This window comes from Moorena sp. SIO3I6 (genome assembly GCF_010672095.1).
Genome location: NZ_JAAHHU010000077.1, coordinates 1 through 25015, shown reverse-complemented (window position 1 = coordinate 25015; position 25015 = coordinate 1). Strand labels below are relative to the sequence as shown.

Here is a 25015-nt window from a genome sequence, read left to right as displayed (position 1 = left end):
TGGCTTGGTAATGGCAAATTTCCAATGGCAATTAACACTTAAAAATCAACAAGGAACAAGTAATAAAAACTTACTATAGCAGTTATCAAAGGAGGCCGAAGTGAATCTATCATTTTTAACGTTTTTGCGTAACCTACCCAAAGAAAATAAACAGTTTGCCGTTATTGGACTAGGGCGTTTTGGTCGAGCTGTCTGTTCCACACTATACCAACTTGGCTATGAGGTTCTGGGTACTGATATTGATGAAAAACTAGTTTGCCAAGTGTTAACCGAAAAAATAGCTTCCCATGCTGTGCAGCTCGATTCAAAAGAACCATTAGCATTGAAAGAAGCCGGGATTTTAGAATTTGACACAGTAATTATTGCCATCGGTAACTATTTACAAGAAAGCATTATCACCACCCTCAACTTAAAAGAAGCAGGAGTTCCTTACGTCATTGCTAAAGCTTCCTCAGAAGTTCATGGCAAGCTGTTAAAACGGGTAGGAGCCGATCATGTAGTTTTTCCTGAGAATGACGCAGGTTGTGCTTTAGCACGCTCCCTCACCAAACCATCCATTTTGGAATGGTTTGACCTAGACTCTAAGCACAGTATTGTCGAGGTCAGAGTGCCAGAAAAATTTGATGGCAAAACCATTTTGGAACTGGAATTGCGCAAGCGCTATGGCTTGACTGTCCTGGCTATTAAGGGAGATGCTGAATTTGAGATTAACCCTGACCCTAATCAACCTCTGTACAAAGATATGCTTATGGTTATTATTGGCTCCAACCCTGATATTGACCGCTTACCCATTTAAAGCTTAGGAATCCCTCTGTCTGGTTCAGACTTTTCCGGTTCCATCTGTTCAGTTTCAGTGGACTCTACCTTAGGAGTTTCTTGGGATTCTACCTCCAGAATTTCAGGAGACTTCATCTGTGGAATTTTAGGAGAGTCTACCTCAGGAGTTTCTTGAGTATCAACCAACTTGTCTTGTGCTTCTAGCTGCTTGATGTACTCATCAACCTCTGTCACCTTTTCCTCATTACCAGCAAAGGCGAATAACTCTCTAGCTTTGACCAAAGAAGAGAGAGCTTCCTCTCGCTGTTGAGACTTTTCTAAAACTACACCCAAGTTGTAATGACCTTCTGCTAATGCCGGAGACAGGCTAAGAGCTTGCTGATATTCAGCCATGGCTTCCTCATACTGTTCTTGCTGTTGTAGAGCAACACCAAGGTTGTAGTGGGTCAAGGCGTGGTAAGGATCCAGTTGCACAGCTAATTTGAGTGTGGTAACTGCTTCGGCGTACTCACCATTGGCTGTGAGTGCTGCCCCTAGCTGTCGGTAAGCATCCACATTTTCCGGTTCCAGTTCCGTCACCAAGCGAAACCGAGTAATCGCTTCCGCCAACTCCCCTTTCTCAAACAAAATTACCGCTAATTGATACTGAGCCGGGGCCAAGTTCGGGTCAACCTTAACTGCTTCCCTAAAGGATTCCTCTGCCGCTGACTTTTCCCCTTGCTCCACCAGTAATAGTCCCAACTGGTAGTGTGCTTTTACCAATTTAGGTTGAGTGCGAACTGCTTGTCTGAGTGCAGTAGTTGCTGGTCCAATCTGGTCTTGCTCGACTAAAATCAGTCCCATGTTATAGTAGGCTTTGCCATAATCTGGGTCTAGGCGAATGGTGGCTTGGTAGTGTTCGATCGCCTGTTCTTGATTACCCTGAGATTCCAGAGCTAACCCTAAGTTATAATAAATATCGGCTGATTCAGGATTGAAAGACAACGCCTGTCGATAAGCAGCGATCGCACTATCGGGTGCCCCTTCCTTGTAAAAAGCAATGCCTAAGTTGTAATAAGCTTGTGACAAGGTTGGGTCAAGGGCAATAGCAATTTGGTATTGTTCCAATGCCAGCTGGTTCTTACCCTGCTGCAAAAACGTATTCGCCAACAAGTAACGTCCCATGGCCATATAGGGGTCAAACTCAAGGGCTTTACGAAAAGCGCGCTCTGCCCCAGGAAAGTCCCGACGTCCGTACAGTTTCACGCCAACTTGAAAGTATGAAGCCGCATCCAGGTTATTGGAGTATGGACCTTCCATCAACTGCTTGGTTCCTTTATACTCAGGAATCTCTTTACCTTGAGCTTGACCAACACTTGTCAAACCAAAACTGATGATAGTGGCAGCTAGCAGCGGTATCGTTCTCATTCACCCTTTTCCTATATGCTGAGACATTTTTGGTATACTACAGGATAATATTTTTTTACTAGAATAATTCGCCGCTTATCAAGCCCATCCCCACAGGAAATGACCCTAGCTGCTGCTCCGATATGCGATCGCAAAGATCAAGCCCTATCCTTAGTCGATTCAGTCATTGCCCAATCCCAGGCAGAAGGGGTATTCGTCAGTCTCAGCCTTGGTGACGAATTTCTTAGCCGCTTCTCGGAAAATCAGATTACCCAGAATATCAGCCGCCAACGCTGCCAACTTACCATTACCAGTTATTTCGGTAAGCGTTGTGCCTCTGCTACCACAACAGAACTAGACCCAGAGGCAATAGCCCAAACTATCCAACGTTCAGAACAACTGGCTCGCATTGCCCCAGAAGATCCTGAATGGGTACCCCTACTGGAAGCCCAGGATTATGAGCAACGCACCCCAGCCTTCGATCAAGCCACTGCTACCCTTTCCCCCTTGGAACGGGGAGAAATGGTCAAGGGAGTATGTACCTTAACTGCTAAGGCAGGAGTCGAAGGGTCTGGTAAGCTTAGTACTCAAGCCTTTTTACGAGTTGTGGGCAACTCCCAAGGGTTACGAGCGTTAGACCAAGGTACAGAGGCAGATTGTAGCGTTACAGCCCGTATAGACGATGGTTCGAGTTGGAGTCAAAGCACTGCCTTTGCCGTAGAGCAGTTACCGATTTTAGAGAAGTCATCGATAACAGCTCTAATTGAACGAGCTAAAGCCTCACGTCACCCCCGTAAGGTGAATCCAGGTACCTACCCAGTTATATTTGATGGTGCTGCCTTTGCGGAATTGCTGTCTTGGGTAATCTGGAATATGGATGCTCGGGCAGCCGATGAAGGACGCTCCTTTATGTCCCATAGTGATCAAACCGGTAAGCCTACTGGTAACCGCTTGGGTCAGCCAATGTTTAGCCCGATAGTGCAGGTACAACGCCACCCTGCTCATCCCCTACTTCAATTAGGCACTTGCTTTCGGGATGGATTGAGTAATCGCTATACCGAGGTGATTAAGGACGGTATTCCCCAAATCCTTTACTATAGCCGCTATTGGGCAGCTCAGAAAGGCAAAGATCCCACCGGACTATTGTTTCCCATTGTCATGTCCGGTTCTAGCCAAAGTCTAGCTGACCTGATTGCCCAGACAGAGCGAGGTATTTTGGTAAATCGTGCTTGGTATGTGCGCTATGTTAATCCCAAAACCCTAGAAGTCACAGGTATGACCCGTGACGGCACATTCTGGATTGAAGACGGTCAGATTGCCTACCCGATTAAAAACCTGCGCTTTAACCAAAGCCTGCCTCAAATGTTAAAAGAAATCGATGCCCTAAGCCAAGTACAGCGCTACGGTAACATCGTAGTTCCAGGAGTTCGGGTCAAGGCATTTAACTTTGATAGTATCACTGACAGCATTTGAGGCAAATCATGAATGATGAAATATGAAGAATTAAATAAGAAAGCTGTCATGTGAAATGTGAAAGCTCAAATGTGAAAGCTCAAATGTGAAAGCTCAAATGTGAAAACTTTACCTTTTACCTTTTGCCTTCACTTAACCCATTACCCATTTAGCCCTTAGGTGTTTCTGCTTTGGGGTCATTTACTACAGCAGGACAACGGATGGTAAAGCTGGAGCCAACACCAATCTCGCTTTCCACCATAATTTGACAACCCATCATGTCGCAGAAGCGTTGGCTGATGGAAAGACCTAAACCCGTTCCACCATACTTTTTGGTGGTTGAATTATCTGCCTGGGTAAATGGTTGAAATACTTTGTTTAGCTGTTCTGGAGTCATACCAATGCCAGTATCAGCTACCGAGAAGATCAACCAATCATCAGATTCGAGATTTGCTAAGGTATTGTGGGAAGTAGGGATATCGATTGTGGTGTAGGAAGCACTTGAGGATCTCGAATAAGGTTGGGATAACTCCAAAATGAGTTCGTTCTTGCCATTCCTATGGTTACTTCCTTCACGCTTAATGCTAAAAGTAATCGTGCCTGTCTCAGTGAATTTGGCAGCATTACTTAGCAAGTTTAACAGAACCTGCTTGAGCTTAGTCCGGTCAGCCACCATTGTCCCGAGAGAGTCAGCACTGCTGATCTTTAGACTATTGTTCTTTTTCTGCATCAGTGGCTTAGCAAGGCTTTCCAATTCCACTATCAGGGTGGTAACATCAAAGCTCTCTAAGTAGAGGTTCATCTTGCCTGCTTCAATCTTTGAAATGTCTAGAACATCACTGATCAGTGTGAGCAGGTGCGTACCAGAGTTCCAAATCTCCTTTAAGTCAGAGACGAACTCGTCATAGCCTAACTCCTCGGCATCTTCCCAAAGCAACTGACTTAAGCCCAGAATACCGTTCAGGGGTGTCCGTAGCTCATGGCTCATACTAGCCATAAACGCACTCTTGGCATGGTTGGCTTCTTCAGCCGCTTCTTTTGCCTGTTGCAACTCAATCTGAGCCAACTTGTTCTCCGTAATATCCCGGACAATGGTCAGCACTTCTTTATCTCCACTGACCACAATCCGTGCTTCAAAATGGCGGCGTTGGCCATTAATAAACCTCTCATGTTCAAAGATTTGGATCTCCCCAGTTTCCAAAGCTTGCTGAACATTGCTGATATAAAGTTGAGCTATCCCTTGTGGTAATACATTATACACCGTTTTACCCAAGACTTGATCTCCAAACCCAAAAGAGCTATGATTCCTTGCCGCTTTATAATCTAGAAATATACCATCGTGACTAAAGTGCAACATTAAATCCGGGATAGCATTGAGCAAGGCTCGATTTTTCCCTTCACTTTGGCGCAGAGCTTCAGCTCGCTGTTCCAAATTTTCAATGACTTTTCGCAGCCGGGAAGTCATCCGGTTGAAGGAATCTGCCAACATCGCTAGCTCATCCTTGGTGTGAACAGTAATCTTCTGGTTCAAGTCCCCAGCAGCCAAACGCTTGGTTGCAGCAGTCATCTGTTGCAATGGTTCAGTGATTGACCGACTCAGCAGCAGTGCCAACAGGGTACCGGCAGCCGCTGCGGTTACTGCCACCACTAGACCTTGATTACGTACCGCAGCAATTTTATTATTCAGGGGAGCTGTAGACAGTCCGACACTAATCGCTCCCACTGTCTGATTCCCGAGAATCACTGCTTTCCCAACAGTAAGTTGGTCAGCATCCCACTCAACATATATCTTATCAGGTTTTAGCCTTAGCAGCTCCTGGCCAACAGAGTTACTCTCGAGACTATACACCTGACCGTCTACCGAATCGGCTTTGGCTACGATCCGTCCATCTTTTTGGTATATGAAACCCTCCTCCACTAACCCCTGATCCCCCAGCTGCTCCATGACCTGCTCCAAAGCATCAGCATCTGCAAGGTAGAGCGCATCAGCAGTCACTAAGATCAGAGTATTAAGCAATAGATTCGCCTGTTGCTTGAGTTCTTTACGAAAGGTTTGTTGCTCACGGTGCAGAGATAGCATGGTGACACTAGCCACTGCCACAATGACCAAGCTAGTCATAGTCATTGTCAGTTTAGTGGCTAATGGCCATTGTCTCCAGCTAAATCTGCCCATGCAATTTACCGATTCTCAACAATGTTGTATAATTGTTGCATCCTTTCCAACCCCTGTAGAGTTAGGAATTCATCAAACTTAGCAGTCTTCTGGAACTTAGTCAGCACTTCTTTGCCCTTGGGGTCGTTATGCATGGTAGTCAGAATACTCTTGAGCTGAGCCATTAACTCAGGATCCATATTGCCTGGAACCATCACGACTTGCCTAGGCACCTTGTCCGTCTCAGCCAAAATAGTCATGGCGTCCCGGACATCCTCCGGGACTTGCTCGAAAGTCTGGTTATCCACTGCACCAGCGTCTGCCTTTGAGCTAATCACCCATTGGATAGTATTTTCATCATCATCACTGAAGATATACCCCACCTCATTAGCTGCAACTACATCACTGGCTGATCCCTTTTCATTAGGCTTCAAACCTGCTTCAATGAGAGCAGCCATAGGTAACATATAGCCAGAGGTCGATTGTCTATCATCAAACGCGACCTTCTTACCCTTGAGGTCAGCTAGGGATTTAATCCCTCGGTCTTTCATAGTAAAGATAATCGTGTGGTACTCAGCATCACCCCGTTTCCAGCGGCGCAAAATTGGTTGAGCACCAGACTCTTGATTAATCCTCATGGCTGGGTAGAGACTATCGAAGTATAGGTGTACCTCCCCTTCTTTGAGCCAGCTGATCATGGTAGGAAAATCGGAGGCAATTTTTACTTCGCCAGTGTTAATATCGAACTCACTCAACTTCTCAGCCAGGTAATTTGCCAGGGGCTGGAAGCGGCGGATCTTTTTGGCTGGATTCTTTGAAATATCACCTAATACAATCACCTTAGTGTCTTCAGAAATTGTCGATGGCTCTAAGCTAGGGTTTGATTGTTCGGCTGGTTGACTACAGCTCACTAAGGAAGTGAGCATACCAACGAGCAGAACTTTTCCTAACAGCTTGGTTAACATAGTGTCCTACTCTCAATTACAGTTAGAACCGATGTCTTCACAGGTAGATACTAGGATTAGCCATGTCAGGATGGCTACCTTAGCAAACTTAGCAAAGTTTTCAGTGAATCTACCTCAGAATAGCGATTTCCTGCAGGACAATCTACCTCAACACAAAAGCCCATAGGTAAATTCACTGATTCGGTTATCCCCTTGAACTGTAGATGCCTTACTAATTCCTTGGGTTAGGTGAAGATCAATACAGGAAAACTTAATCCTAGAACACCCTAGTGCAGTTGGGCTAGAGCGAGTTACATGCTTACAGGGAATGACACGCTCGCCTGATGGACAAAGGTAAAAGGTATTCCTATTACCCCAAGCCCTTTTCCTTGTCCTTTTGGTGAAGCCTCCGAAAAATCATCTCTTTGAGAGTACCTTAGTTTCACCAGTTTCACCTCCCCATAGACACCCTGTCCTAAAGCAGAACTTGCATAGCTCGAAGCTCCGGTTTCTTGAGAAGTCATAGATTACCTCCCGGTTAGACAATGACTCTTGAGCATCGGAGTAGATGCATTTAGTGTGGTAGAACCTAGGAGCTATTTTATATGGTATCACTTTATGTCGTGACCTAACATTATCTACTTACTAGCAATTGGTTATATATCTTAATATTTATGGGCTCTGAAGGTACACCTTATAGTAGAGTATATCGAATTGCATTATTGTATTTTTTTAGAGTTTATAATTGTTTTTTTTGTTGCTTTAGTTTAAAAAAAAAATCTAAGGAATATATTACCATTAACAATAGGAAGCTAACTATCAAATAATAACGACATAATAAACTTAATATTAAATTGTTTAATATTAAGTTTATTTTTATTCGTTCCAGTATTAAGTTTAAATTGAATAATTCTACTTGGTAGTATAACTAGATCGACGCTATAAATTTGGCGTAACAAGGTTAACTACCCTAACTACTATTGATAATGGCGGCATTTCACACTCTGCTATACATTAATAAGATTTAATATATTGTTTAAAAAAAAATAAACAATAGCTAGTTGGTTATATATAAAACTATAAAAAAAACTAGTAATTATGATTAATATTCAGAGTTATAATAATTTTTTTATATAAAAACTTAATCAGATATCCAAAACTATGGTATGATTTGTTAATCATATTCTGCAAATTCCCGCCAAAATGGCGTGAAACAAAGTTGGATTAGGTTTTAAATTAAAGTGATCCCATCAGGCTTTGGTGATTCCTTATTTAAAGATTGATTAAATACTTTGTGAAGTTTCAGTAAAGATTTGGTGAAGTTTCAGTGAAAATTACTAGAACTACACGAAATTGAGCACTGATTTAAAAAATTTCTCATAATTGCATCATAAATTCCATGATAACCATTTCATTTAAAGTATTAGCTAGGTATTCCTATACCTAGACGGGGCAAGGAACACCATGGTAAAAGATCAGAGTCCATCTATTTCTCATAGAAAAATGCCTAATATCATACAAGCAACCATTAACTCAACATTGCTGTTGGGTATACTTACATCACCTGCCGCCGCCTTCTCCCTAAACATCACACCGATTTCTACCTTTTCCACGGGAATCTTCGATGATGGGGCGGCGGAGATATCGACTTTCGATCCACTCAGCCAAAGGTTATTCGTTACCAATGCTAGTAGCAATCAAGTGGATGTCCTGGACTTTGTCGCAGGCAACCTCTCGTTATCCACCACCATTCCCCTGGAATCGTTTGGGGCAACACCAACGAGTATTGCCTCTACCAATGGCTTACTAGCGGTTTCCGTAGCCAATGAAGTGCGAACTGATCCAGGAACAGTGGCTTTCTTTGACACCAACGGTAACTTCAAAACATCGGTCACGGTTGGTGCCTTGCCTGACGCGGTAACCTTTACCCCAGATGGCACAAAGTTACTGGTTGCCAATGAAGGAGAGCCAGCCTTCTCAGAGACTTTAGGTCAGATCCTTAATCCAAAGGGGTCGGTTAGTATTATCGACCTTCTTGACTCGAAGCATCCTACTGTCAGGACTGCAGACTTTAGTTCGTTCTCAAAGCAGTATCTCCAAAACCAGGGAGTTAACCTCTTTGTCGATGCATTGGAAGAACTTGAGGCTTCATCCCAGGAGGAATTCGGTATTGAGGATTTATTCCAGTCTCCGATTACCCCTGATCGGGATCTCCAACCGGAAAACATCACTGTCTCAGACGATGGTAAAACTGCCTGGGTAGCACTCCAGGAAAACAATGCCATTGGTGTTCTCAATCTAGAAACTAATGAGTTCACTAACGTTGTGGGTCTCGGTGTCAAAGATCACAGTCAGCCTAATAATGGCTTAGATACCAGCGATAGAGACGATGCTATCAATATCCAAAACAGGCCAGTGTTTGGGTTATTCCAGCCAGACCAACTTGATGTCTATACCGTTGACGGCATAACTTACTTGGTGACTGCTAACGAAGGCGATTTCCTCCGCATTGAGGGTGACTTAGACGGTGAAGAAGTAAGGTTTTTCCAGGAAGATGATCGGATAGATGACTTAGTCTTAGACCCAACTGCCTTCCCTGATGCGATCGCTTTACAAGAAGATGATGTTCTTGGACGTTTGCAAGTGTCAACGATCAATGGTGACCCTGATGGAGACGGTGACTTTGACGAACTGTTTGCCTTTGGAGGACGCTCCTTCTCAATTTGGAAGGTAATAGAGGATGACTTAGAGCTAGTTTTTGACAGTGGTGATGCTTTTGAACAAATAACTGCTGACCTATTTCCAGATTTCTTCAACGCTGAAGCTGAGGAAAACAACTTTGATACCCGCAGCGACAATAGAGGTCCGGAACCCCAGGGGATAACAGTGGTTGAGTTATTCGGTCGCTCCTTTGCCTTCATCGGTTTTGAGCAGATTGGTGGCTTCATAGTCTATGACGTTAGCGATCCTGAAAATCCATTCTTTGTGAATTACATCAACAACCGCGACTTTCTAGGGGATCCTGAGGCTGGTACAGCAGGGGATCTTGGTCTTGAAGGATTGCTGTTCATATCAGCAGAGGATAGTCCCAACCAAACACCGATGCTAGTTGTTAACAATGAGGTCAGTGGCACAACTACTGTCTACTCAATCGAACAAGTACCAGAACCAAGTTCGATATTGGGTCTGTTTAACGTTATTGCTTTAGGGTGTATGGCTTGGAAGGGAAAGCTTTCAACAACATGTAAAGAGACTAGCCTTTAAAGGGAAGGGAGACTGGGGGAATAATATCTCCTCCAGTTTAATCACTTGCTATGCAGGTAAATCTTTAATTGTTAATTGTTAATTGTTAATTGTTTATGTAATTATTTAGGTGTAGGGGTTGACAAACTCTGTAACGTGTGAATTTGGCAGCAAAAATCAGCAAATTTGGATTGTTTAATACAGTTTGAGTCAGGCCGCTGGCAAAATGCACAAAATAGCTTCACAAACAACCCCAAAACCTGAATAATTACATTTTCAATTTTCAATTTTCAATACACATCACACCCTTTAATCTAATAAATTTAATCTAAATTTAATCTAAGTTTTATCTAATCAATGTATTCAAACTGTTTTATTTGGTATTATTCCATCATCCCATCACCCCATCACCCGCTACAAGAATTGTCGATTGAGGGGGCAAAAAGTCATGAATTGGGTTATGAATTAGGTCAAGGCCAAGGAATCTGGGGATTAGGGGCCAACTCGCTAGCCACTGCTGCTGCGCCATATTGATTCAGATGACTGGGATCAGCAAAATACTGATTTTGGTTTAGCCACTGCCTGCCCATATCGATAAAGATAAATCCTTCACCAGTTTGTTTGAGCATCCACTGCTGCAATTTCTGTTCACGATTCAGACGCACTGGATCTAAATAGTCTTTGGTAAGGGGTAAGTTAACCACCACTAAGGGAATATTTTGTTGCCGCAAAAAGCTTTTAATAGCATTGACAGCAGTAGTCTGTTTACCGGCAAAACTGAAGGGCTGATAATCGGCATCATATCTCCCTGACACTCGTGGATGGCTCCGATAGTAAATTTTGGGGTTAAAGGTTCCATTCATAGGGAGAAAACCATTAGCATTGATGGCAAAAGTACTATAGCCAGTGTTGGCGGTAGTTAACTGTTTGGAAACCAGTTGCAGGTTGCAGGTTGCAGGGTCTAGGTTGCAGGGTCTAGGTTGCCGATTTGAAGTTAAGGTCGCTGTTGCCCAAAGTCTAGTTTCCGGTGCCCATTTTTGATAAATTTTAGTAGTAACACTGGAAATAGTAGACTCAGAAATAGCTTGGCAAGTATTGGCAGATTCCTTTTGACTTTTAGGAAGTGTGGGGCGATCGCCTGCCAGCAAACGTTTATATCCCTCAGAGGCGACAAGGGATTGATAGGTGCGGTCTACTCGTCCACTATTGAAGGCACGCACCCCATCAGCCCAGATCACTAACCGTGGCAATTGTTCTGGAGTCAGGAGCTGACGGAGTTGGAAGTCAACAAATTGAGCTGTGGCACCATTTACCCCAAAATTGAACACCTTTAGCTCTCCTTTGCCTAATATCCCTAAGGATTTTTGGAGTTGCTGAGGATCAAGCCCTTGCAATGCCCGCGAACTACCTACAATTAGAATGTCAGGTCTACCAACGGCAGCAATATAGGATAGATAAAGCCGCAGCTGCTGATCAAATATTTCGTTATCAAAACTAGAGAAGGGCAAGGATGAAGTTGTTGCTACTGCTTCAAGGTAAGCTAACTCTAGGTTCTTGATATATTCAGCAATTTTTTTTTGAGCAAAAATCCGTTTAGGACTGTCTGCTGGGATAGTTTGCAAATCCTCAATGGCTTGAATCCACTCATTGATCACAAAATCCCAATCTTCTGTTGATCGAGCCAATTGTGCCATAGCAGTTGCTCTTCGTTCTTTTTTCATACCCTTGGTAATCGGATCAATAGAAGAGCAGGCTGGGGGAGAACCCTGAGCGACTACTTGATTCCCAGGGGATACTGCTACTGAGGGGAGTAGTGTGTTTGCTGCATGGTAGAGTGGCGTAGTCTTCCAAAAGCCAGCGGCAAGTAGAAGTGATGCTATGGTAGCGCTACTGTAGAGTCTAAACCAGAATTTCGGCATAGTTGTGATGGGGTACGCTCAACTTACTTCAATCAGTTCAAAGTCGAACTATGTTGACACTCTACCCTTCTTAGAAGGAAGAGGATTCTTAGTGAGAGCGAGTCCAATATTATCTATCTTAGCACAACTTTGATACCAATGTATTAACGGAGTTTGCTCAGCTCATTCTATCTATAATTATCTATAATTAGGATAAGGGTGTTTAGTGAAACCGTTCTGCTTCAGCCAATTCCTAGTAAGCTAGTTTTTAGGTTTCACCACATAGTTGAATTAAAACAGTTCTGTCTCTAGGACCATCTAATTCAAGGAATAAAACAGATTGCCAGGTGCCCAAAGCCAATTTGCCATCAATAATAGGAATATATTCGCTGTTGTTTAGCATCATTGCCATTAGGTGAGAGTGGGCATTGATCGGCTCATCAGGAGGTACAATCCTTAAGTGCAGGTCATTATGGAGATATTTACCATCTTTAGGGGCTAGCTTGTCTAGATGGACTTTAATATCTTCGAGTAATCGTTCTTCGTATTCATTAATGGCTAACGCAGTAGTTGTATGTCTGGAAAAAACTAAAGCATGACCGTTTTTAACCCCAGTAACCTCTAGTAATTTGCTGATGTAATCGGTGATATTGTAGATAGCGATAGATTCGTGGGTTTTAAGTTCGATTATTTCACTCTTGACCAGCATGACTGCACACCAATAAACTAATAACGTTGACAATTAAACTAAAATACCAGAAATTTTGAAGATGAAAGAGCAATTGCTCCGTTGGCTTAACCAAATTTTAATGCTCGATGTTTTTCTAGTCTTATTGAGCTTTTTTTGGTTTGCGATCGCATTGGTTGGTCGTTCGGTTGGTATTCCCTTGGGACTGGAACTATGGTACAGCCTTTGGGAACCAGTATTTACTCCCGCCATTGGCGTGCTGATGGCTGGAGCAATTGTGAGTGGACTAATTAACCAGATTTCTAAGCGTTTGACGTCGAATTGAGTAAATAAGTGCGTAACTGTGTAAATGCGTAAGTGCTTAAAAATCACCAATAACTATATAAATATGGATAGAAGATGGACACTGATTGGTAAGCATTCAGCCGTCAGCCGTCAGCCGTCAGCCGTTGGCCATAGGCCACGCTACGGGAACAGCTTATTTTATTCAAAAGCACTTCAAGTAGCGTGCGCGTAGCCCATAAGCTGAAAGCTGACAGCTGATAGCTGATAGCTGATAGCTGACGGCTGATAGCTGAATACTTACACTGATTCATCCTTAATCCTTGATGCTTCATGCTTTATCCTTAATGCTTGATACTTCATTCGATAATTTTTCTAGGCAAGAGCCATGTTGCTTAAAGCTTTGTTGGTCTTAACCATGATTGTCATAGTCGGTTTGGCAAACCCGAGCACTGCCCAAACCGCTGACTACCCCAGCCTTTGGGATACATTAGCAGAACTAAAGTCCCATGAGTTTGTGGATTTAACCCATACCTTTCATCCCCAGATTCCCCACTGGCCAGGCTTTGATCCTGAAACACGCACCACAACCTACTACTACGATGAGATGGTTGGCACCAAGGGGTCTGGATTTTGGGCACAGCGCTATAATATTCCAGGTCAATGGGGTACCCACGTTGATCCGCCAGCTCATTTCGTCAGGGGCAAACGGTTTCAGGATGAAATCCCGGTCACTGAAATGGTGCTACCTCTTGTGGTAATTGATGTCAGCGACAAGGTCAGTCACAACCCCGACTATCAAATTACCCTGGAAGATGTACAAGCTTGGGAACAGAAATACGGTTTAGTGCCAGAAGGGGCATTTGTAGCAATGCGTACGGATTGGTCTAAGGCTTGGCCTAGTATGACCAAAATGCGTAATGCTGACGCTAATGGTATTGCCCATTATCCTGGCTGGAGCGCTGAAGTACTCAAATATCTTTACGAAGAACGCTACATTACTGCTTCCGGTCATGAAACAACTGATACTGACCCTGGAATTGCCACTAGCCAAGGGGACTATTCCCTAGAAAATTATATTCTCAGCCAAGACAAGTATCAGATTGAGTTGCTGACTAACTTGGATCAGGTTCCGGAATATGGTGCGATCGCAATAGTAACGTTTCCTAAACCCCTGAAAGGTTCTGGTTTTCCAGCAAGGGTGTTCGCAATTATTCCCTAGTGCTGGAATTTAGTGCTGCAGTTTAAGTTAGCGATCGCATTGATTAGTTAGCGATCGCATTTATCGATTCATGATTATCGCAGTCGCCAGGGCAGTTAGGACATGACAAAAGTCTCAAACCTAAGTAAGCGCAAGCGTTTGACTCTCTTGGTGCGCATTCTGATGCTGATTAGAAATCACCAGGGTCGCACCGCTTCTGACTTCTGACTTCTGACTTCTGACTTCTGCTATATCTCTAGCAGCAATAAATCACAAATCAATCGAATTGGTATATAGGGCTTAGCGCTATATATATTTACGAACCTTTGGCAGATTGACTGTCTTGATGGAGCGCGTTCAAATAATTCTAATGGAAGAGGTTATCTACCGAGAGGCAGATCTAACCTAAGAGCAGTAGCTCGATTGCTCAATTTAGAGGACACAAAGATGAAAGCAATTTTCGGTGCTCTACTACCAGGACTGATCACAACCGGTTTTGTAGGCGCAACACTACTACCCGCTGCACCAGCAGCTGCGGGTGATTTACTAAGAGATATCGGTATTGGTGCCGCTGCTGGTGCAGTAGTTGGAGAATTAAGTGACAACGGCTCATTGATTGGTAATAGTGCCAATGGCGCTGCCGCTGGTGCTGCTGTCAATGCTAGTGACATACTCCCGACGTTGCCCGCTTAGGGACAACGCGGGCTTCTTGCCAACACCAGGTATCCCTTCGGTTGCTCGGCAAGCTTTACTACTGACGGAATGCCCTACCGCCAAATTTAATATATTGATCGCCGCATTTACATCCCTGTTAGCAACATATCCACAATGAGGGCAGGAATGAATGCGGTCTTTCAGTTTTTTAGGTACTTTTGTGCCGCAATTAGAACAGTTTTGACTAGTGTTTTTAGGGTTAACTCCTTTCGCTATCAGTCCAGCATTCTCGGCTTTGACTGACAGGATTGAGAGGAATTGACCCCAACCAGCATCTAGGATAGATTTGGCCATTTTTGTTTTGGCCAAACCTTTAATGTTTAGTTTCTCGTGAGCTACCAGGTCGTGACTATCTAGTAGCTCTTTAACTGTTTTGAAATGAAAATCTTTACGGGTGTCAGCTACCTTTTTGTGAGCTTTTCCCAGTTTTAGAGCAGCCTTTTTTCTGTTATTACTGCCTTTTTTTGATCTACTGACAGCCTTTTGAATCTTTTTAAGTCGCTTCTGAGCTTTTTTATAATACTGAGGAATTGGTACCTCAGAGCCATCGGACTTGACTAAGAAAGACTTTAGACCCATGTCTATCCCAATAGGATTAGAAACACTATCTACTGGGATGATATCCGGAACGGAGTCGTTCTGGATAGACAGCGTGACGTAGTAACCGTCAGCTTTTCGGGTTATGGTGGCGGTTTTTATCTTGAACCCTTCTGGAATAGGTCGATGATAAATCATCTTGACTTTTCCGAATTTTGGAAGAGTTAAAACATTACCGCTTATGGGGTTATTAGAGAGGGATGGGAAAGTAAAAGATTTATACCTGTTTTTGGCCTTAAATCTCGGTCTACCGCTCTTTTTACCGTTAATGTCACCCTTTAAGAAACGTTTAAAGGCTATATCTACTCTTTTGACGCAATCCTGTAAGACTTGAGATTGGACTACCTTGTACCAAGGTCTATCCTGTTTTAATCTTGGAAGAGTCTTCTTTTGGGAAAAATAATCAGGATTATTTCTTAACTCTGGAAGGTGGCAGACCAAAGGACAGGAGTTAATAGAGCAGCGGTTTTGTTCATACCAGTTGAATCTATCAGCAAGCAGAAAATTGTATTGATGTCGGAGCATATCCAACCATATCTCTATCTCTGCCTCTTGTGACTTGGTTAGCCTTAATCGGTACTGATACGCTGCTCTCATTGTTGCTGTTTGCTGTTTTTCGACCTATTATTAGTATAGTAAACGTATTTACATGTATGAATGCAAAATAAAATATAAAAATTTAATGATTAGGTTAACTAGCTTTGAGAAAAGGCAACTTCAACAGGAAGCTGTTCGCGTAGCGTGACCAAAGGTCAATCGGAGGGGGATAACCTGCTCCGAACTACTCAGGAGCTTGATAGCTCGTTTCCCTGAACCGAAAGAGTCTTAGTTGGCAATTACGTTTCACTTCATTGCCCCGCTATCATCCCGACACCCACCTGATTAGGTAGGGTGTCGGGATGATAGCGGACTAGCTAAGCGCAATAGAACTAGAGCTCGGCGTAACAGTGCTGGGAGTCTAGTTCAAGATGCAGGGTTTGGTGCTGCTGCTAGTGTTGTCACTGGCGTGATCATTGACAATGGTTCAGTGGTAGATAATGCGGTTAAAGGTGCTGCTACTGGTCTAACCATTAACCTTCTAGACCGTTAAGACTTTTAACCCAAAGGAAAAACCAATGGGATGGGCTGTGCCGATCCCATTCGCCCCCTACCAATTAGGATTGACTATCACCACTATCCAAACCAAATCCCCCACCCCCAGGGGTCTCAATCACAAACACATCACCTGCATTCATTTCCACTACCCCAGTACTACCCAACTCCTCAAGCGTTCCATCCTTCCGTTCCACATAATTTTTTCCCAAAGCACCCGCTTCACCACCATTTAACCCAAAAGGCTTCACCACTCGACGTCCAGATAGAATTCCTGCAGTCATAGGTTCTAGGAAACGAATCTGGCGAATTACGCCATTACCCCCACAATGAACGCCCTTACCGCCACTATCGGGACGAATGCCAAACCTTTCCAAAAGTACTGGAAATCGCCATTCCAACACTTCTGGGTCAGTTAAGCGAGAATTCGTCATGTGAGTATGTACTGCATCTGTGCCATCAAAATCAACCCCTGCTCCAGAGCCTCCACAAATCGTTTCATAGTATTGATAGCGCTCATTGCCAAAGGTAAAATTATTCATAGTACTCTGAGATGCCGCCATCACTCCTAAAGCACCATAGAGGGCATCGGTTATTGCTTGGGATGTTTCCACATTCCCCGCTACCACTGCTGCTGGATAACGGGGATTGAGCATAGAACCTTCCGGAATAATTACCTCCAAAGGCTTCAGACAACCGGCATTGAGTGGAATATCGTCATCCACTAGAGTGCGGAAGACGTATAGCACTGCTGCTTTGCATACCGCTGACGGTGCATTAAAATTACTATCTAACTGAGGCGAGGTACCGGTAAAATCAATCTTGGCACTACGGTTGTTCCGGTCAATAGTAATCGTGACCTGAATCTTAGCACCCCCATCTAACTCATAGCTGAAACTGCCATCTGTGAGCACATCAATCACCCGGCGCACTGACTCCTCAGCATTATCTTGGACATAACCCATATAGGCTTGCACTGTCTCTAATCCATAGTGGGCTACCATCTGCCGTAACTCTTGTACACCTTTCTCATTGGCAGCAATCTGTGCTTGTAAATCAGCTATATTCTGAGTCAGATTCCGGACTGGATATTGACCCCCTAACAGAAGTTGGGTGATTTCATTTTCTCGGAATTTACCATTCTCAACCAGCAGGAAATTGTCAATTAATACCCCTTCTTCCTTGACGCTGGTACTATTAGGAGGCATGGAACCGGGAGTGATACCACCGATGTCAGCATGGTGTCCTCGGGAAGCTACAAAGAATAAAGGGGAGAGGGGAGAAGGTTCCTTTAGCCCTAGGGAAGAGTTGAGGAAAACTGGAGTAACAAGGGTGACATCTGGGAGATGAGTGCCACCGTTATAGGGATTGTTGAGAATATAGACATCCCCAGGTTTAAGACTATCACCATGGGCATCAATCAAGCTGCGGACACTTTCACTCATTGACCCCAAATGCACTGGAATATGAGGCGCATTGGCTACCAATTGCCCTTGTTGGTCAAAAATCGCACAGGAAAAGTCTAGCCGTTCCTTGATATTGACTGAATAACTGGTATTTTGGAGAGTTGTCCCCATTTGCTCTGCTATGGAACGGAATAGATTGTTAAAGATTTCCAGCATGACCGGGTCAGGATGGGGTGAAGCTTGGACGGTATTTGGTTGGAGCTGATCGATAGTGCTATCACTCAACATTTCCAGGTTGTCTTGCTGGTCTCCCAAACCAGATTTAACTAAAATCAAATGATTCCGTTCAGTCACCTCTGCCTTCCAACCAGGCTCAATCACATTAGTTCCAGTTGCCTCAATAATTAATGCCGGACCAAACACCGAATCCCCTGGTTGCCAATCCTCTCGCCTAAACACAGGGGTATCCCACCACCGATTAGCGGTATACATTTGCACTGTGGCAACGGGAGCACACATTTCCCCACTGTGACGAGACCGTATCGGTTCTGTTGGGATAGCCATCCGCTTTACTAACTCTACCGAAACCGCTTCGACAATCAACGTTTTCCCTGGCACGCTAAATCCATAGCGCTGTCGATGCAATCCCTCAAACTCTTCCGTGATCTGATCAACCCCACCAAACCCAACAACCAAGGCTGAATCGGTGCCCTCATAGCGCAAATGGACTCGCCGAATGACCTCAATCTCGTTACTATTCCGATCCTGGGCATGGTTGTGGTTCAACTCTTCTATGCCCTGAGCCACCAACTTGGCTAAAATTCCCTCTAACTCCAACCCCTCTACTAACTCAGCCTCAACTGACTGTTCTTTCAATACCCTGATATCGGCTAAACCCATTCCATAAGCGGACAATACTCCAGCAAAGGGATGAATGAACACTCGCTTAATGCCTAAGGCTTCGGCAATTAAACACCCATGCTGGCCACCAGCACCGCCAAAGCAACATAGGGTATACTCGGAAACGTCATAGCCCCGTTGTAGAGAAATCTGTTTAATGGCATTGGCCATCTTCTCGACTGCGATCGCTAAAAATCCTGCTGCTACTTCCTCTGGTTTTCGGTTATCCCCAATCTGTTCGACCAATCCTTCAAACCTCTGCCTTACCACCTCAGCATCCAACGGCAAGTTACCATCCGCTCCAAACACCTTGGGAAAAAACCCTGGCTGCAACTTCCCGACCATCACATTGCAATCGGTCACCGTCAACGGACCCCCCTTACCGTAGGAAGCAGGACCTGGATTTGCCCCAGCTGACTCTGGTCCTACCCGATAACGGGCACCATCAAACTGGACAATGGAGCCACCACCAGCAGCTACTGTATTAATTGCCATCATTGGCGTGCGCAGCCGCACCCCAGCAATCTCAGTTTCAAAGGTACGCTCGTATTCCCCGTTATAATGGGCTACATCTGTAGAGGTGCCACCCATATCAAAGGTAATGATCGTCTCAAAACCAGCAATTCGACTAGTCTGTACTGCTCCGACAATACCCCCAGCCGGTCCTGATAAAATACTATCCTTCCCTTGAAACTGTTGCGCGTCCGCCAGTCCTCCGTTTGACTGCATGAACATCAATAGTCCAGAGGTTTTTCCCAGTAAGCCTTCAGACCGGGTAGCTTGAAGGTTATTTTCCAAAACTTCATTGGTCAACCCGCCAAGCTGCAACTGTTGTTCTACCTGATCTACATACCGACGCAGAATCGGTGATAAATAGGCATCAACCACTGTGGTATCCCCCCGACTGACTAATTTCATCAAAGGAGTCACTTGATGAGATACTGATATTTGGGTAAAACCAATCTCTAATGCTATGGTGGCTATTTCCTGTTCATGAGTGGGATAGCGATAGCCGTGCATCAAGACAATGGCGCAGCTACGAATACCGTCATCATAAGCAGCTTGCAAGGATTGGCGGGTTTGAGCCAGATTGATGGGGATTAGCTCTTTACCCTGGGCACTGTAGCGTTCTTCTATCTCAATCACCCGTTCATAGAGCATTTCAGGGAGGACAATTTCACGGGCAAAGATATTCGGGCGATTTTGATAACCAATGCGCAAGGCATCTTGGAAGCCCTTAGTAATTACTAGGACAGTGCGATCGCCTTTCCGTTCCAATAACGCATTGGTGGCTACTGTCGTTCCCATCTTGATCGCTTCAATGGCATCACTTGGTATTGGCTTACCAACAGGGATGTCTAAGATCTCTCGAATTCCCTGTACTCCAGCATCTTGGTACCGTTCTGGATTTTCTGAAAGCAGCTTATGAATTATCAACTGCCCATTCGGTCGTTTTGCCACAATGTCCGTAAAGGTACCACCTCGATCAATCCAGAATTGCCAGCGTCCAGTGGAAGTAGTAGTCATATTTGCTTGATTTTTAATAAAACACTAAAGAGATGGGAAAGATGGCGGAGAATTTTCCAATAGTTTCCTTTCGCCATCAGCAACGTCCCAGCAAACTATATTTTCCCTTAAGACAGAGTAACTTAGCATTCCAGGGCCACCAAGCCGAGGTCTGACCCGATCGGGGTGTGGTCATTCAATGGGAGCCAGGAATTATTTCTGAGATTCAGCAAACATAGCCCAAGTTGACTCTAATTTCTACTAAAATTAGTTATCCTATGGCAATCTAAAACTTTTACTATTAGTGGTCATGTCTGTTTAATTTTGGTAAAATATAGATAATATTATTGGTATAATCATCGACAATAAAAATATCGCTATTTACTGTTGCAATCATTTTTTTTACTCTCATTTAAACACGCGATCGCAATCAATTTTATTATGCAACTAGAAGACTATTTTAACTTTCTTGCTCCTGATGACATTCGCATTAAGCGATGCAGCGCGGTCTTGGGGGTTTCCCCCATGACCGCGCTGCATCAAGAAAAGGTCATCGAATTGGCATTGAAACCGTATTGTACGAGTATTTATTTAAGTAATGCTGAAGAAATTGCGAAAATATACTCAACTCTAACCTTAGAAGAGGTCTACGCTACAATTCTATATTATCTACAGAACAAAGAGACAGTCAGTCAATACATTGCTGACTGGCTAGAGTGGGGACATCAACAGCGTAAAGCTCAAGCCTTGAATCCTCATCCTGCGGTGGCTCGACTCCGGAAAATCAAAGCAGAAAGACAAGCCCAGTTGAAAGCCAATTGAAGAGTTAATTATAATTGCACAATGCTATTATGATCAATAATATCAAGAGAAAATTATTCACCTGCCGATGACTTGAATTAATTAATTATTATAACTAGAAGTCTCAACAATACATTGCTCTTCGTTTGTATTATAGCAATTCTATATCCCATAAGGTAAAAATTGTTCCCCCTAAATCCCCCTTAATAAGGGGGACTTTGAGATTGAAAAGCGTACCTCATGACTATGAGAATTGCTATATAATCTTCCTCATCAAGCCTAAGACTGAGAAGACTAGACTCGTGAAAGCAAAAGCCAAACCCAAGAAACTACTAGGTTTTTTATATACTTGCTTATTCCTTGGTTTAGGAATACTCCCCACAGTAGTCACACCAAAGCCAGCCTTTAGTGCAGAATACATTTACTTTAACTATGGTCCGTTAAAATTGTCCCTTTCCCGGGAATCCATCGAGATTTTTGCCAATGAGGGCAGAATTACTAAGGAATTTGAGTTCTACGCCCAAATGCTGAACCCAGAAGCCTTGGAACAGTTGCGGATGCTACTCCAAAAGCGCATTAAAATCAGTCCTGTGGCCATCTCCCGCTTAGGTAAATCCCCCATGGGAGAAGCCTTTCTGGAAGGTTTGGGAAAGATGATCAAAACGCACCCTGGTCGCAATGGTTTACATAGTCTTCGGGGGGCGCTGGTTTTGGCAGCAGCTGACTCCGAAGGTCTAACTCTAATTAATATAGTGCGCCAGTTTCCCACCGAGGGGATGTTGATTGATACTGACTATATCTTCAATGTCCAAAAAGAGCTAGCTACCCTATTTCGATATCGAGATGCAGCCGTGAATGCGATCGCAAACCAAGCCACCCGAGAAGCCGCTGCCGAGAATACCATTGATGTCTCCCAGTTAACAGACTTACAACAACCAGGTCCTTATCAATTCACAGACCAAGTCATCACTCTTTCCGGTCGCCGCCGTCAATCCCCTCTAGGGTTATCCGGAGAAACCAAGTTTGAGGTTGCTCTGTACTTACCCCAAAGCAATCCAAAACCAGCCCCCTTAGTAGTCATGTCCCATGGCTTTGCCTCAGATCGCAACCATTTCACCTATTTAGCAGAACACTTAGCATCCCATGGCATTGCTGTAGCCGTTCCTGAACACGTCGGGAGTAATGTTGAATACTCTCAAGCTGTACTACAGGGACTAGCCAATGGAATCAATCCGGTAGAGTTTATTGAACGACCCTTAGATATTCGATATGTGCTCGATGAGCTCGAAGACCTCTCTAAATCTGACCCTAATTTTGGTGACAGCTCCTACACCGACCTTTCAGGTTCGGTGTAGGCTTCCCAGCCAATCCGGGCATCCCTTAGGAGGCGCTGGGCTTTAAGAACGGACTGCCGAGAGACGAAACCTTAGATAGTGGAGCCTTTATGGTTAGTCGGCTATGCATAAAAGGGTTAAAACTTTTTGATTAAGGCTCCACTATCTTACGGTAACTTCAAACCCTGCCGCTCTATTTTTTATATTTATTGCCGCATTATGATCCCGGTCAAGACTGCATCCGCAATGAGGGCAATCATGCCAGCGAACATGCAGTTTTTTAGGAACTTTTTTTCCACAATTGGAGCAATTCTGCGAAGTATTTTTGGGACTTACTGCAACTGCCAACAAGCCAGCATTTAAGGCTTTGCTTGAAAGAATTGTCAGAAAGCTTGACCACCCAGCATCCAACACAGATTTAGCCAATCGGGACTTAGCCAGTCCCTTTACGTTTAATTTTTCATGAGCAACAACATCATATTTTGATAACAAATAATTTGCGGTCTTGAAATGAAAATCTTTCCGCTTGTCTGCTACCTTCTTGTGCTGTAATCCAAGCTGTTTGATAGCTTTGAGCCTGTTCTTACCTCCCTTCTTTCTACGAGATACACGCTTCTGGATTACTTTTAGACGTTTTTGAGCTTTTCGATAGTACTGAGGTATCTCGACAGATTCCCCTTCAGAAGTCGTCAAAAAATCTTTAAGGCCAACATCAATCCCAATCATTGAGTCCGGATTAATATCTGGCTTTACCTCAGGAACAGTCTTGTCCTCCAGAGATAAGACCAGATAATAGCCATCACATTTGTTAGTAATAGAGGCTGTTTTTATTTTAAATCCAGCGGGAATAGGGCGGTGGAGTACAACCTTTACCATGCCTATCTTAGGGAGGTTTATTAGATCACCTTCCAGACATCCCTCTTTCATTTGAGGGTAGGTAAAAGTACGGTAACGGTGCCGTTTTTTGAATCTAGGTCGCCCACTTCGCCTACCGTTACTGTCTCCTTTTATGAACCTATCAAAAGCCAGTTTTACCCTCTTGACAACATCCTGAAGTACCTGAGAGTGAATCTGCCTGTACCAAGGATGAGTCTTTTTCAGGTTTGGTAGAGTCTTTTTTTGGCTGTAATAATCGGGATTTTCCTTTAATTCTGAAAGATGACAAACAAGGGGACAAGCATTAACATAACAACGATTCTGTTCGTACCAGTTAAATCGATCAGCTAACAAATAATTATATTGAGCACACAGCATTGACAGCCAATTATCTATAACGGCTTTTTGTGCTTTTGTTGGCTTGATATTGTACTGATACGCTAATCTCATCCTTGGTTGTTACCTTGTTTACCGACCTATTAAGATTGTAACAAGCGTCTGAACAAATGTCAATCCAAAATCAAAGACAAAAAACTAGTAATCAGAATTACCGACTTTGAAAAAAGGCAGTTCTAGCAAGAAGCACAGAAACGCGGTATGACTTCGTCTGAATTGATCACAAGCTTGATAGCTCGTTTCCCTGTTCCGTGCATACCCTGTGTAAAATTCATCCCGGAGATTAAACCTGTTTATTAAGGCAGCCTTAATCATAAAGTTTTAACCCTTTTACGCATAACCGACCAACCATAAAGGCTGCCTTATTCTTGCGGTAACTTCTAACCACACTCATCCTTGCGGATTGAGGTGTGGGGCTTCTTTTACGGCCAGCTAATAAGCTGAATCTGGAACAGGTAGGTGTGATTGGTCATTCATTTGGGGGTTACACAGCTTTAGCCGTAGCAGGTGCAGAAATTAATGATTTAAGACTGCGCCAAGTGTGTCCTGATCAAGACCCAACCTTCAATCTCTCTGTACTGCTCCAATGCCTTGCCAATCGCTTACCCCCGTTTAATTATGACTTGCAGGATCCACGGGTCAAAGCAGTAATCGCTGTTAATCCTATTACCAGCACAGCCCTTGGTCCAGCTAGCTTGGTTGACATTCAAGTGCCGGTCATGATTATGGCAGGTAGCCACGACATTGTAGCGCCAACTGTCCCAGAACAGATTCACCCCTTTATCTGGCTCAATACCCCAGAAAAATATCTGGCAATGATTGTTGATGGCAACCACTTCTCCACTAGTGGTGCATCGGGCGACGATTTTGCCCTGTTTCCTAGAGAATTACTTGGTTCCAATCCTCAGGTCGGACTTTCTTACCTAAAAGCCTTGAGCTTAGCTTTTGTTAATACTCATATTCGGGATTTACCAAACAGAGAATTAACAAGCGAGAGTTAGCTACCTAATTTATTAGGTAGGCGTGGAGCGTACCGGGATTTATCCCGGCTCTCGTGTTATTTGCCCTTCTGGTTTTCAATATACCTTTTCACTGTTTCTGTGTTTGCGTTTCCGGTAGTTGAACAGAAATAACTAGGAGACCAAAGAGTTGGGAGCTTTAGTAATTCAGGGAATTCTCTTCTGAGATGATGAGAAGCTCTTCCTTTTACCCTTTTTATTATTACCGATGGAGCATAAGTAGGCAGGGTAAGCGCAAGAAAAACGAACTCATAATATGCTAGGGGAACCGATGTCACAATCAAGGTATCCAATGGTCATTGGCTTCGATAAACCCACTAAAACCACCGCAACCAGTCCTAAATCCTCACC

Annotated in this window: 18 protein-coding genes and 2 pseudogenes; 9 read left to right on the top strand and 11 right to left on the bottom strand. The window is 43.9% G+C overall.

From position 1 onward, the window contains the following. The first annotated feature begins 100 nt into the window (after window positions 1–100). A complete protein-coding gene (locus F6K49_RS21265; RefSeq protein ID WP_293025826.1) occupies window positions 101–796 on the top strand; it encodes a TrkA family potassium uptake protein in 696 nt (231 codons plus the stop codon). On the opposite strand, the gene F6K49_RS21260 is transcribed toward F6K49_RS21265, so the two are convergent. Then, window positions 793–2184, bottom strand: coding sequence for a tetratricopeptide repeat protein (locus F6K49_RS21260; protein WP_293064571.1), 1392 nt, complete (start codon window positions 2182–2184; stop codon window positions 793–795). The genes F6K49_RS21265 and F6K49_RS21260 overlap by 4 nt on opposite strands. 99 nt (window positions 2185–2283) lie before the next feature. Here F6K49_RS21260 and F6K49_RS21255 point away from each other — a divergent pair, with 99 nt between their 5' ends. After that, a complete protein-coding gene (locus F6K49_RS21255) occupies window positions 2284–3636 on the top strand; it encodes a TldD/PmbA family protein (RefSeq protein ID WP_293064568.1) in 1353 nt (450 codons plus the stop codon). Window positions 3637–3784: 148 nt separating this feature from the next. Here the strand turns inward: F6K49_RS21255 and F6K49_RS21250 are convergent, their stop codons facing one another. The 3 genes from F6K49_RS21250 to F6K49_RS21240 form a co-directional block, all read right to left on the bottom strand. Continuing rightward, on the bottom strand, window positions 3785–5740 hold the full coding sequence (locus F6K49_RS21250) for an ATP-binding protein (protein ID WP_293099811.1): 1956 nt from the start codon (window positions 5738–5740) through the stop codon (window positions 3785–3787). Window positions 5741–5793: 53 nt separating this feature from the next. Next, a complete protein-coding gene (locus F6K49_RS21245; protein WP_293099808.1) occupies window positions 5794–6732 on the bottom strand; it encodes a phosphate/phosphite/phosphonate ABC transporter substrate-binding protein in 939 nt (312 codons plus the stop codon). 290 nt (window positions 6733–7022) lie between these two features. After that, window positions 7023–7235: a hypothetical protein gene (locus F6K49_RS21240; RefSeq protein WP_293025816.1), complete on the bottom strand. Its 213-nt coding sequence runs from the start codon at window positions 7233–7235 to the stop codon at window positions 7023–7025. A gap of 979 nt (window positions 7236–8214) precedes the next feature. On the opposite strand from F6K49_RS21240, the gene F6K49_RS21235 reads away from it, so the two are divergent. Next, window positions 8215–9975: a choice-of-anchor I family protein gene (locus F6K49_RS21235; protein WP_293025814.1), complete on the top strand. Its 1761-nt coding sequence runs from the start codon at window positions 8215–8217 to the stop codon at window positions 9973–9975. A 449-nt stretch (window positions 9976–10424) separates the two neighbouring features. Here F6K49_RS21235 and F6K49_RS21230 read toward each other — a convergent pair whose 3' ends face one another. Both F6K49_RS21230 and F6K49_RS21225 read right to left on the bottom strand, forming a co-directional pair. Next, a complete protein-coding gene (locus F6K49_RS21230; protein ID WP_293099805.1) occupies window positions 10425–11873 on the bottom strand; it encodes a hypothetical protein in 1449 nt (482 codons plus the stop codon). A gap of 247 nt (window positions 11874–12120) precedes the next feature. Then, complete coding sequence (locus F6K49_RS21225; RefSeq protein ID WP_293099802.1) at window positions 12121–12561, bottom strand: secondary thiamine-phosphate synthase enzyme YjbQ; 441 nt, start codon at window positions 12559–12561, stop codon at window positions 12121–12123. Between the two features lie 61 nt (window positions 12562–12622). Between F6K49_RS21225 and F6K49_RS21220 the strand changes: the two genes are divergently transcribed. Beyond that, the gene (locus F6K49_RS21220; RefSeq protein ID WP_071103904.1) at window positions 12623–12865 is read left to right on the top strand and encodes a hypothetical protein; all 243 of its coding nucleotides are present in this window, start codon (window positions 12623–12625) and stop codon (window positions 12863–12865) included. Between the two features lie 103 nt (window positions 12866–12968). On the opposite strand, the gene F6K49_RS21215 is transcribed toward F6K49_RS21220, so the two are convergent. After that, window positions 12969–13157, bottom strand: coding sequence for a hypothetical protein (locus F6K49_RS21215; RefSeq protein ID WP_143727507.1), 189 nt, complete (start codon window positions 13155–13157; stop codon window positions 12969–12971). A 53-nt stretch (window positions 13158–13210) separates the two neighbouring features. On the opposite strand from F6K49_RS21215, the gene F6K49_RS21210 reads away from it, so the two are divergent. Beyond that, entirely contained in the window at window positions 13211–14044 is an 834-nt protein-coding gene (locus F6K49_RS21210) for a cyclase family protein (protein WP_293099797.1), read from the top strand. Window positions 14045–14470: 426 nt separating this feature from the next. Further along, a complete protein-coding gene (locus tag F6K49_RS21205; RefSeq protein ID WP_293069054.1) occupies window positions 14471–14716 on the top strand; it encodes a hypothetical protein in 246 nt (81 codons plus the stop codon). On the opposite strand, the gene F6K49_RS21200 is transcribed toward F6K49_RS21205, so the two are convergent. Next, entirely contained in the window at window positions 14633–15931 is a 1299-nt protein-coding gene (locus tag F6K49_RS21200; RefSeq protein WP_293099794.1) for a transposase, read from the bottom strand. The genes F6K49_RS21205 and F6K49_RS21200 overlap by 84 nt on opposite strands. A gap of 557 nt (window positions 15932–16488) precedes the next feature. Next, complete coding sequence (locus tag F6K49_RS21195) at window positions 16489–20259, bottom strand: hydantoinase B/oxoprolinase family protein (protein WP_293099791.1); 3771 nt, start codon at window positions 20257–20259, stop codon at window positions 16489–16491. Between the two features lie 420 nt (window positions 20260–20679). Here F6K49_RS21195 and F6K49_RS21190 point away from each other — a divergent pair. Then, window positions 20680–21060, top strand: a pseudogene (locus F6K49_RS21190) (hypothetical protein). Between the two features lie 281 nt (window positions 21061–21341). After that, window positions 21342–22394: an alpha/beta hydrolase gene (locus tag F6K49_RS21185; RefSeq protein WP_293099788.1), complete on the top strand. Its 1053-nt coding sequence runs from the start codon at window positions 21342–21344 to the stop codon at window positions 22392–22394. A 141-nt stretch (window positions 22395–22535) separates the two neighbouring features. Here F6K49_RS21185 and F6K49_RS21180 read toward each other — a convergent pair whose 3' ends face one another. Then, window positions 22536–23699, bottom strand: a complete 1164-nt coding sequence (locus F6K49_RS21180) for a transposase (protein WP_293099785.1) — start codon at window positions 23697–23699, stop codon at window positions 22536–22538. Window positions 23700–24055: 356 nt separating this feature from the next. Between F6K49_RS21180 and F6K49_RS21175 the strand changes: the two genes are divergently transcribed. Continuing rightward, on the top strand, window positions 24056–24646 hold the full coding sequence (locus tag F6K49_RS21175; protein WP_293099781.1) for a hypothetical protein: 591 nt from the start codon (window positions 24056–24058) through the stop codon (window positions 24644–24646). Between the two features lie 56 nt (window positions 24647–24702). On the opposite strand, the pseudogene tnpA reads toward F6K49_RS21175, so the two are convergent. Beyond that, window positions 24703–24888, bottom strand: a pseudogene (tnpA, locus tag F6K49_RS21170) (IS200/IS605 family transposase); the annotation flags it as partial. Window positions 24889–25015 lie beyond the last annotated feature (127 nt).

What these genes read in the sequence shown, in the direction of transcription:
- F6K49_RS21220 (WP_071103904.1), top strand. Translation starts at nt 12,623, where the DNA reads ATGAAAGAGCAATTGCTCCGTTGGCTTAACCAAATTTTAATGCTCGAT.
- F6K49_RS21210 (WP_293099797.1), top strand. Translation starts at nt 13,211, where the DNA reads ATGTTGCTTAAAGCTTTGTTGGTCTTAACCATGATTGTCATAGTCGGT.
- F6K49_RS21235 (WP_293025814.1), top strand. Translation starts at nt 8,215, where the DNA reads ATGCCTAATATCATACAAGCAACCATTAACTCAACATTGCTGTTGGGT.
- F6K49_RS21215 (WP_143727507.1), bottom strand. Translation starts at nt 13,157, where the DNA reads ATGAAGCATCAAGGATTAAGGATGAATCAGTGTAAGTATTCAGCTATC.
- F6K49_RS21225 (WP_293099802.1), bottom strand. Translation starts at nt 12,561, where the DNA reads ATGCTGGTCAAGAGTGAAATAATCGAACTTAAAACCCACGAATCTATC.
- F6K49_RS21230 (WP_293099805.1), bottom strand. Translation starts at nt 11,873, where the DNA reads ATGCCGAAATTCTGGTTTAGACTCTACAGTAGCGCTACCATAGCATCA.
- F6K49_RS21195 (WP_293099791.1), bottom strand. Translation starts at nt 20,259, where the DNA reads ATGACTACTACTTCCACTGGACGCTGGCAATTCTGGATTGATCGAGGT.
- F6K49_RS21260 (WP_293064571.1), bottom strand. Translation starts at nt 2,184, where the DNA reads ATGAGAACGATACCGCTGCTAGCTGCCACTATCATCAGTTTTGGTTTG.
- F6K49_RS21200 (WP_293099794.1), bottom strand. Translation starts at nt 15,931, where the DNA reads ATGAGAGCAGCGTATCAGTACCGATTAAGGCTAACCAAGTCACAAGAG.
- F6K49_RS21245 (WP_293099808.1), bottom strand. Translation starts at nt 6,732, where the DNA reads ATGTTAACCAAGCTGTTAGGAAAAGTTCTGCTCGTTGGTATGCTCACT.
- F6K49_RS21240 (WP_293025816.1), bottom strand. Translation starts at nt 7,235, where the DNA reads ATGACTTCTCAAGAAACCGGAGCTTCGAGCTATGCAAGTTCTGCTTTA.
- F6K49_RS21180 (WP_293099785.1), bottom strand. Translation starts at nt 23,699, where the DNA reads ATGAGATTAGCGTATCAGTACAATATCAAGCCAACAAAAGCACAAAAA.
- F6K49_RS21250 (WP_293099811.1), bottom strand. Translation starts at nt 5,740, where the DNA reads ATGACTATGACTAGCTTGGTCATTGTGGCAGTGGCTAGTGTCACCATG.
- F6K49_RS21205 (WP_293069054.1), top strand. Translation starts at nt 14,471, where the DNA reads ATGAAAGCAATTTTCGGTGCTCTACTACCAGGACTGATCACAACCGGT.
- F6K49_RS21255 (WP_293064568.1), top strand. Translation starts at nt 2,284, where the DNA reads ATGACCCTAGCTGCTGCTCCGATATGCGATCGCAAAGATCAAGCCCTA.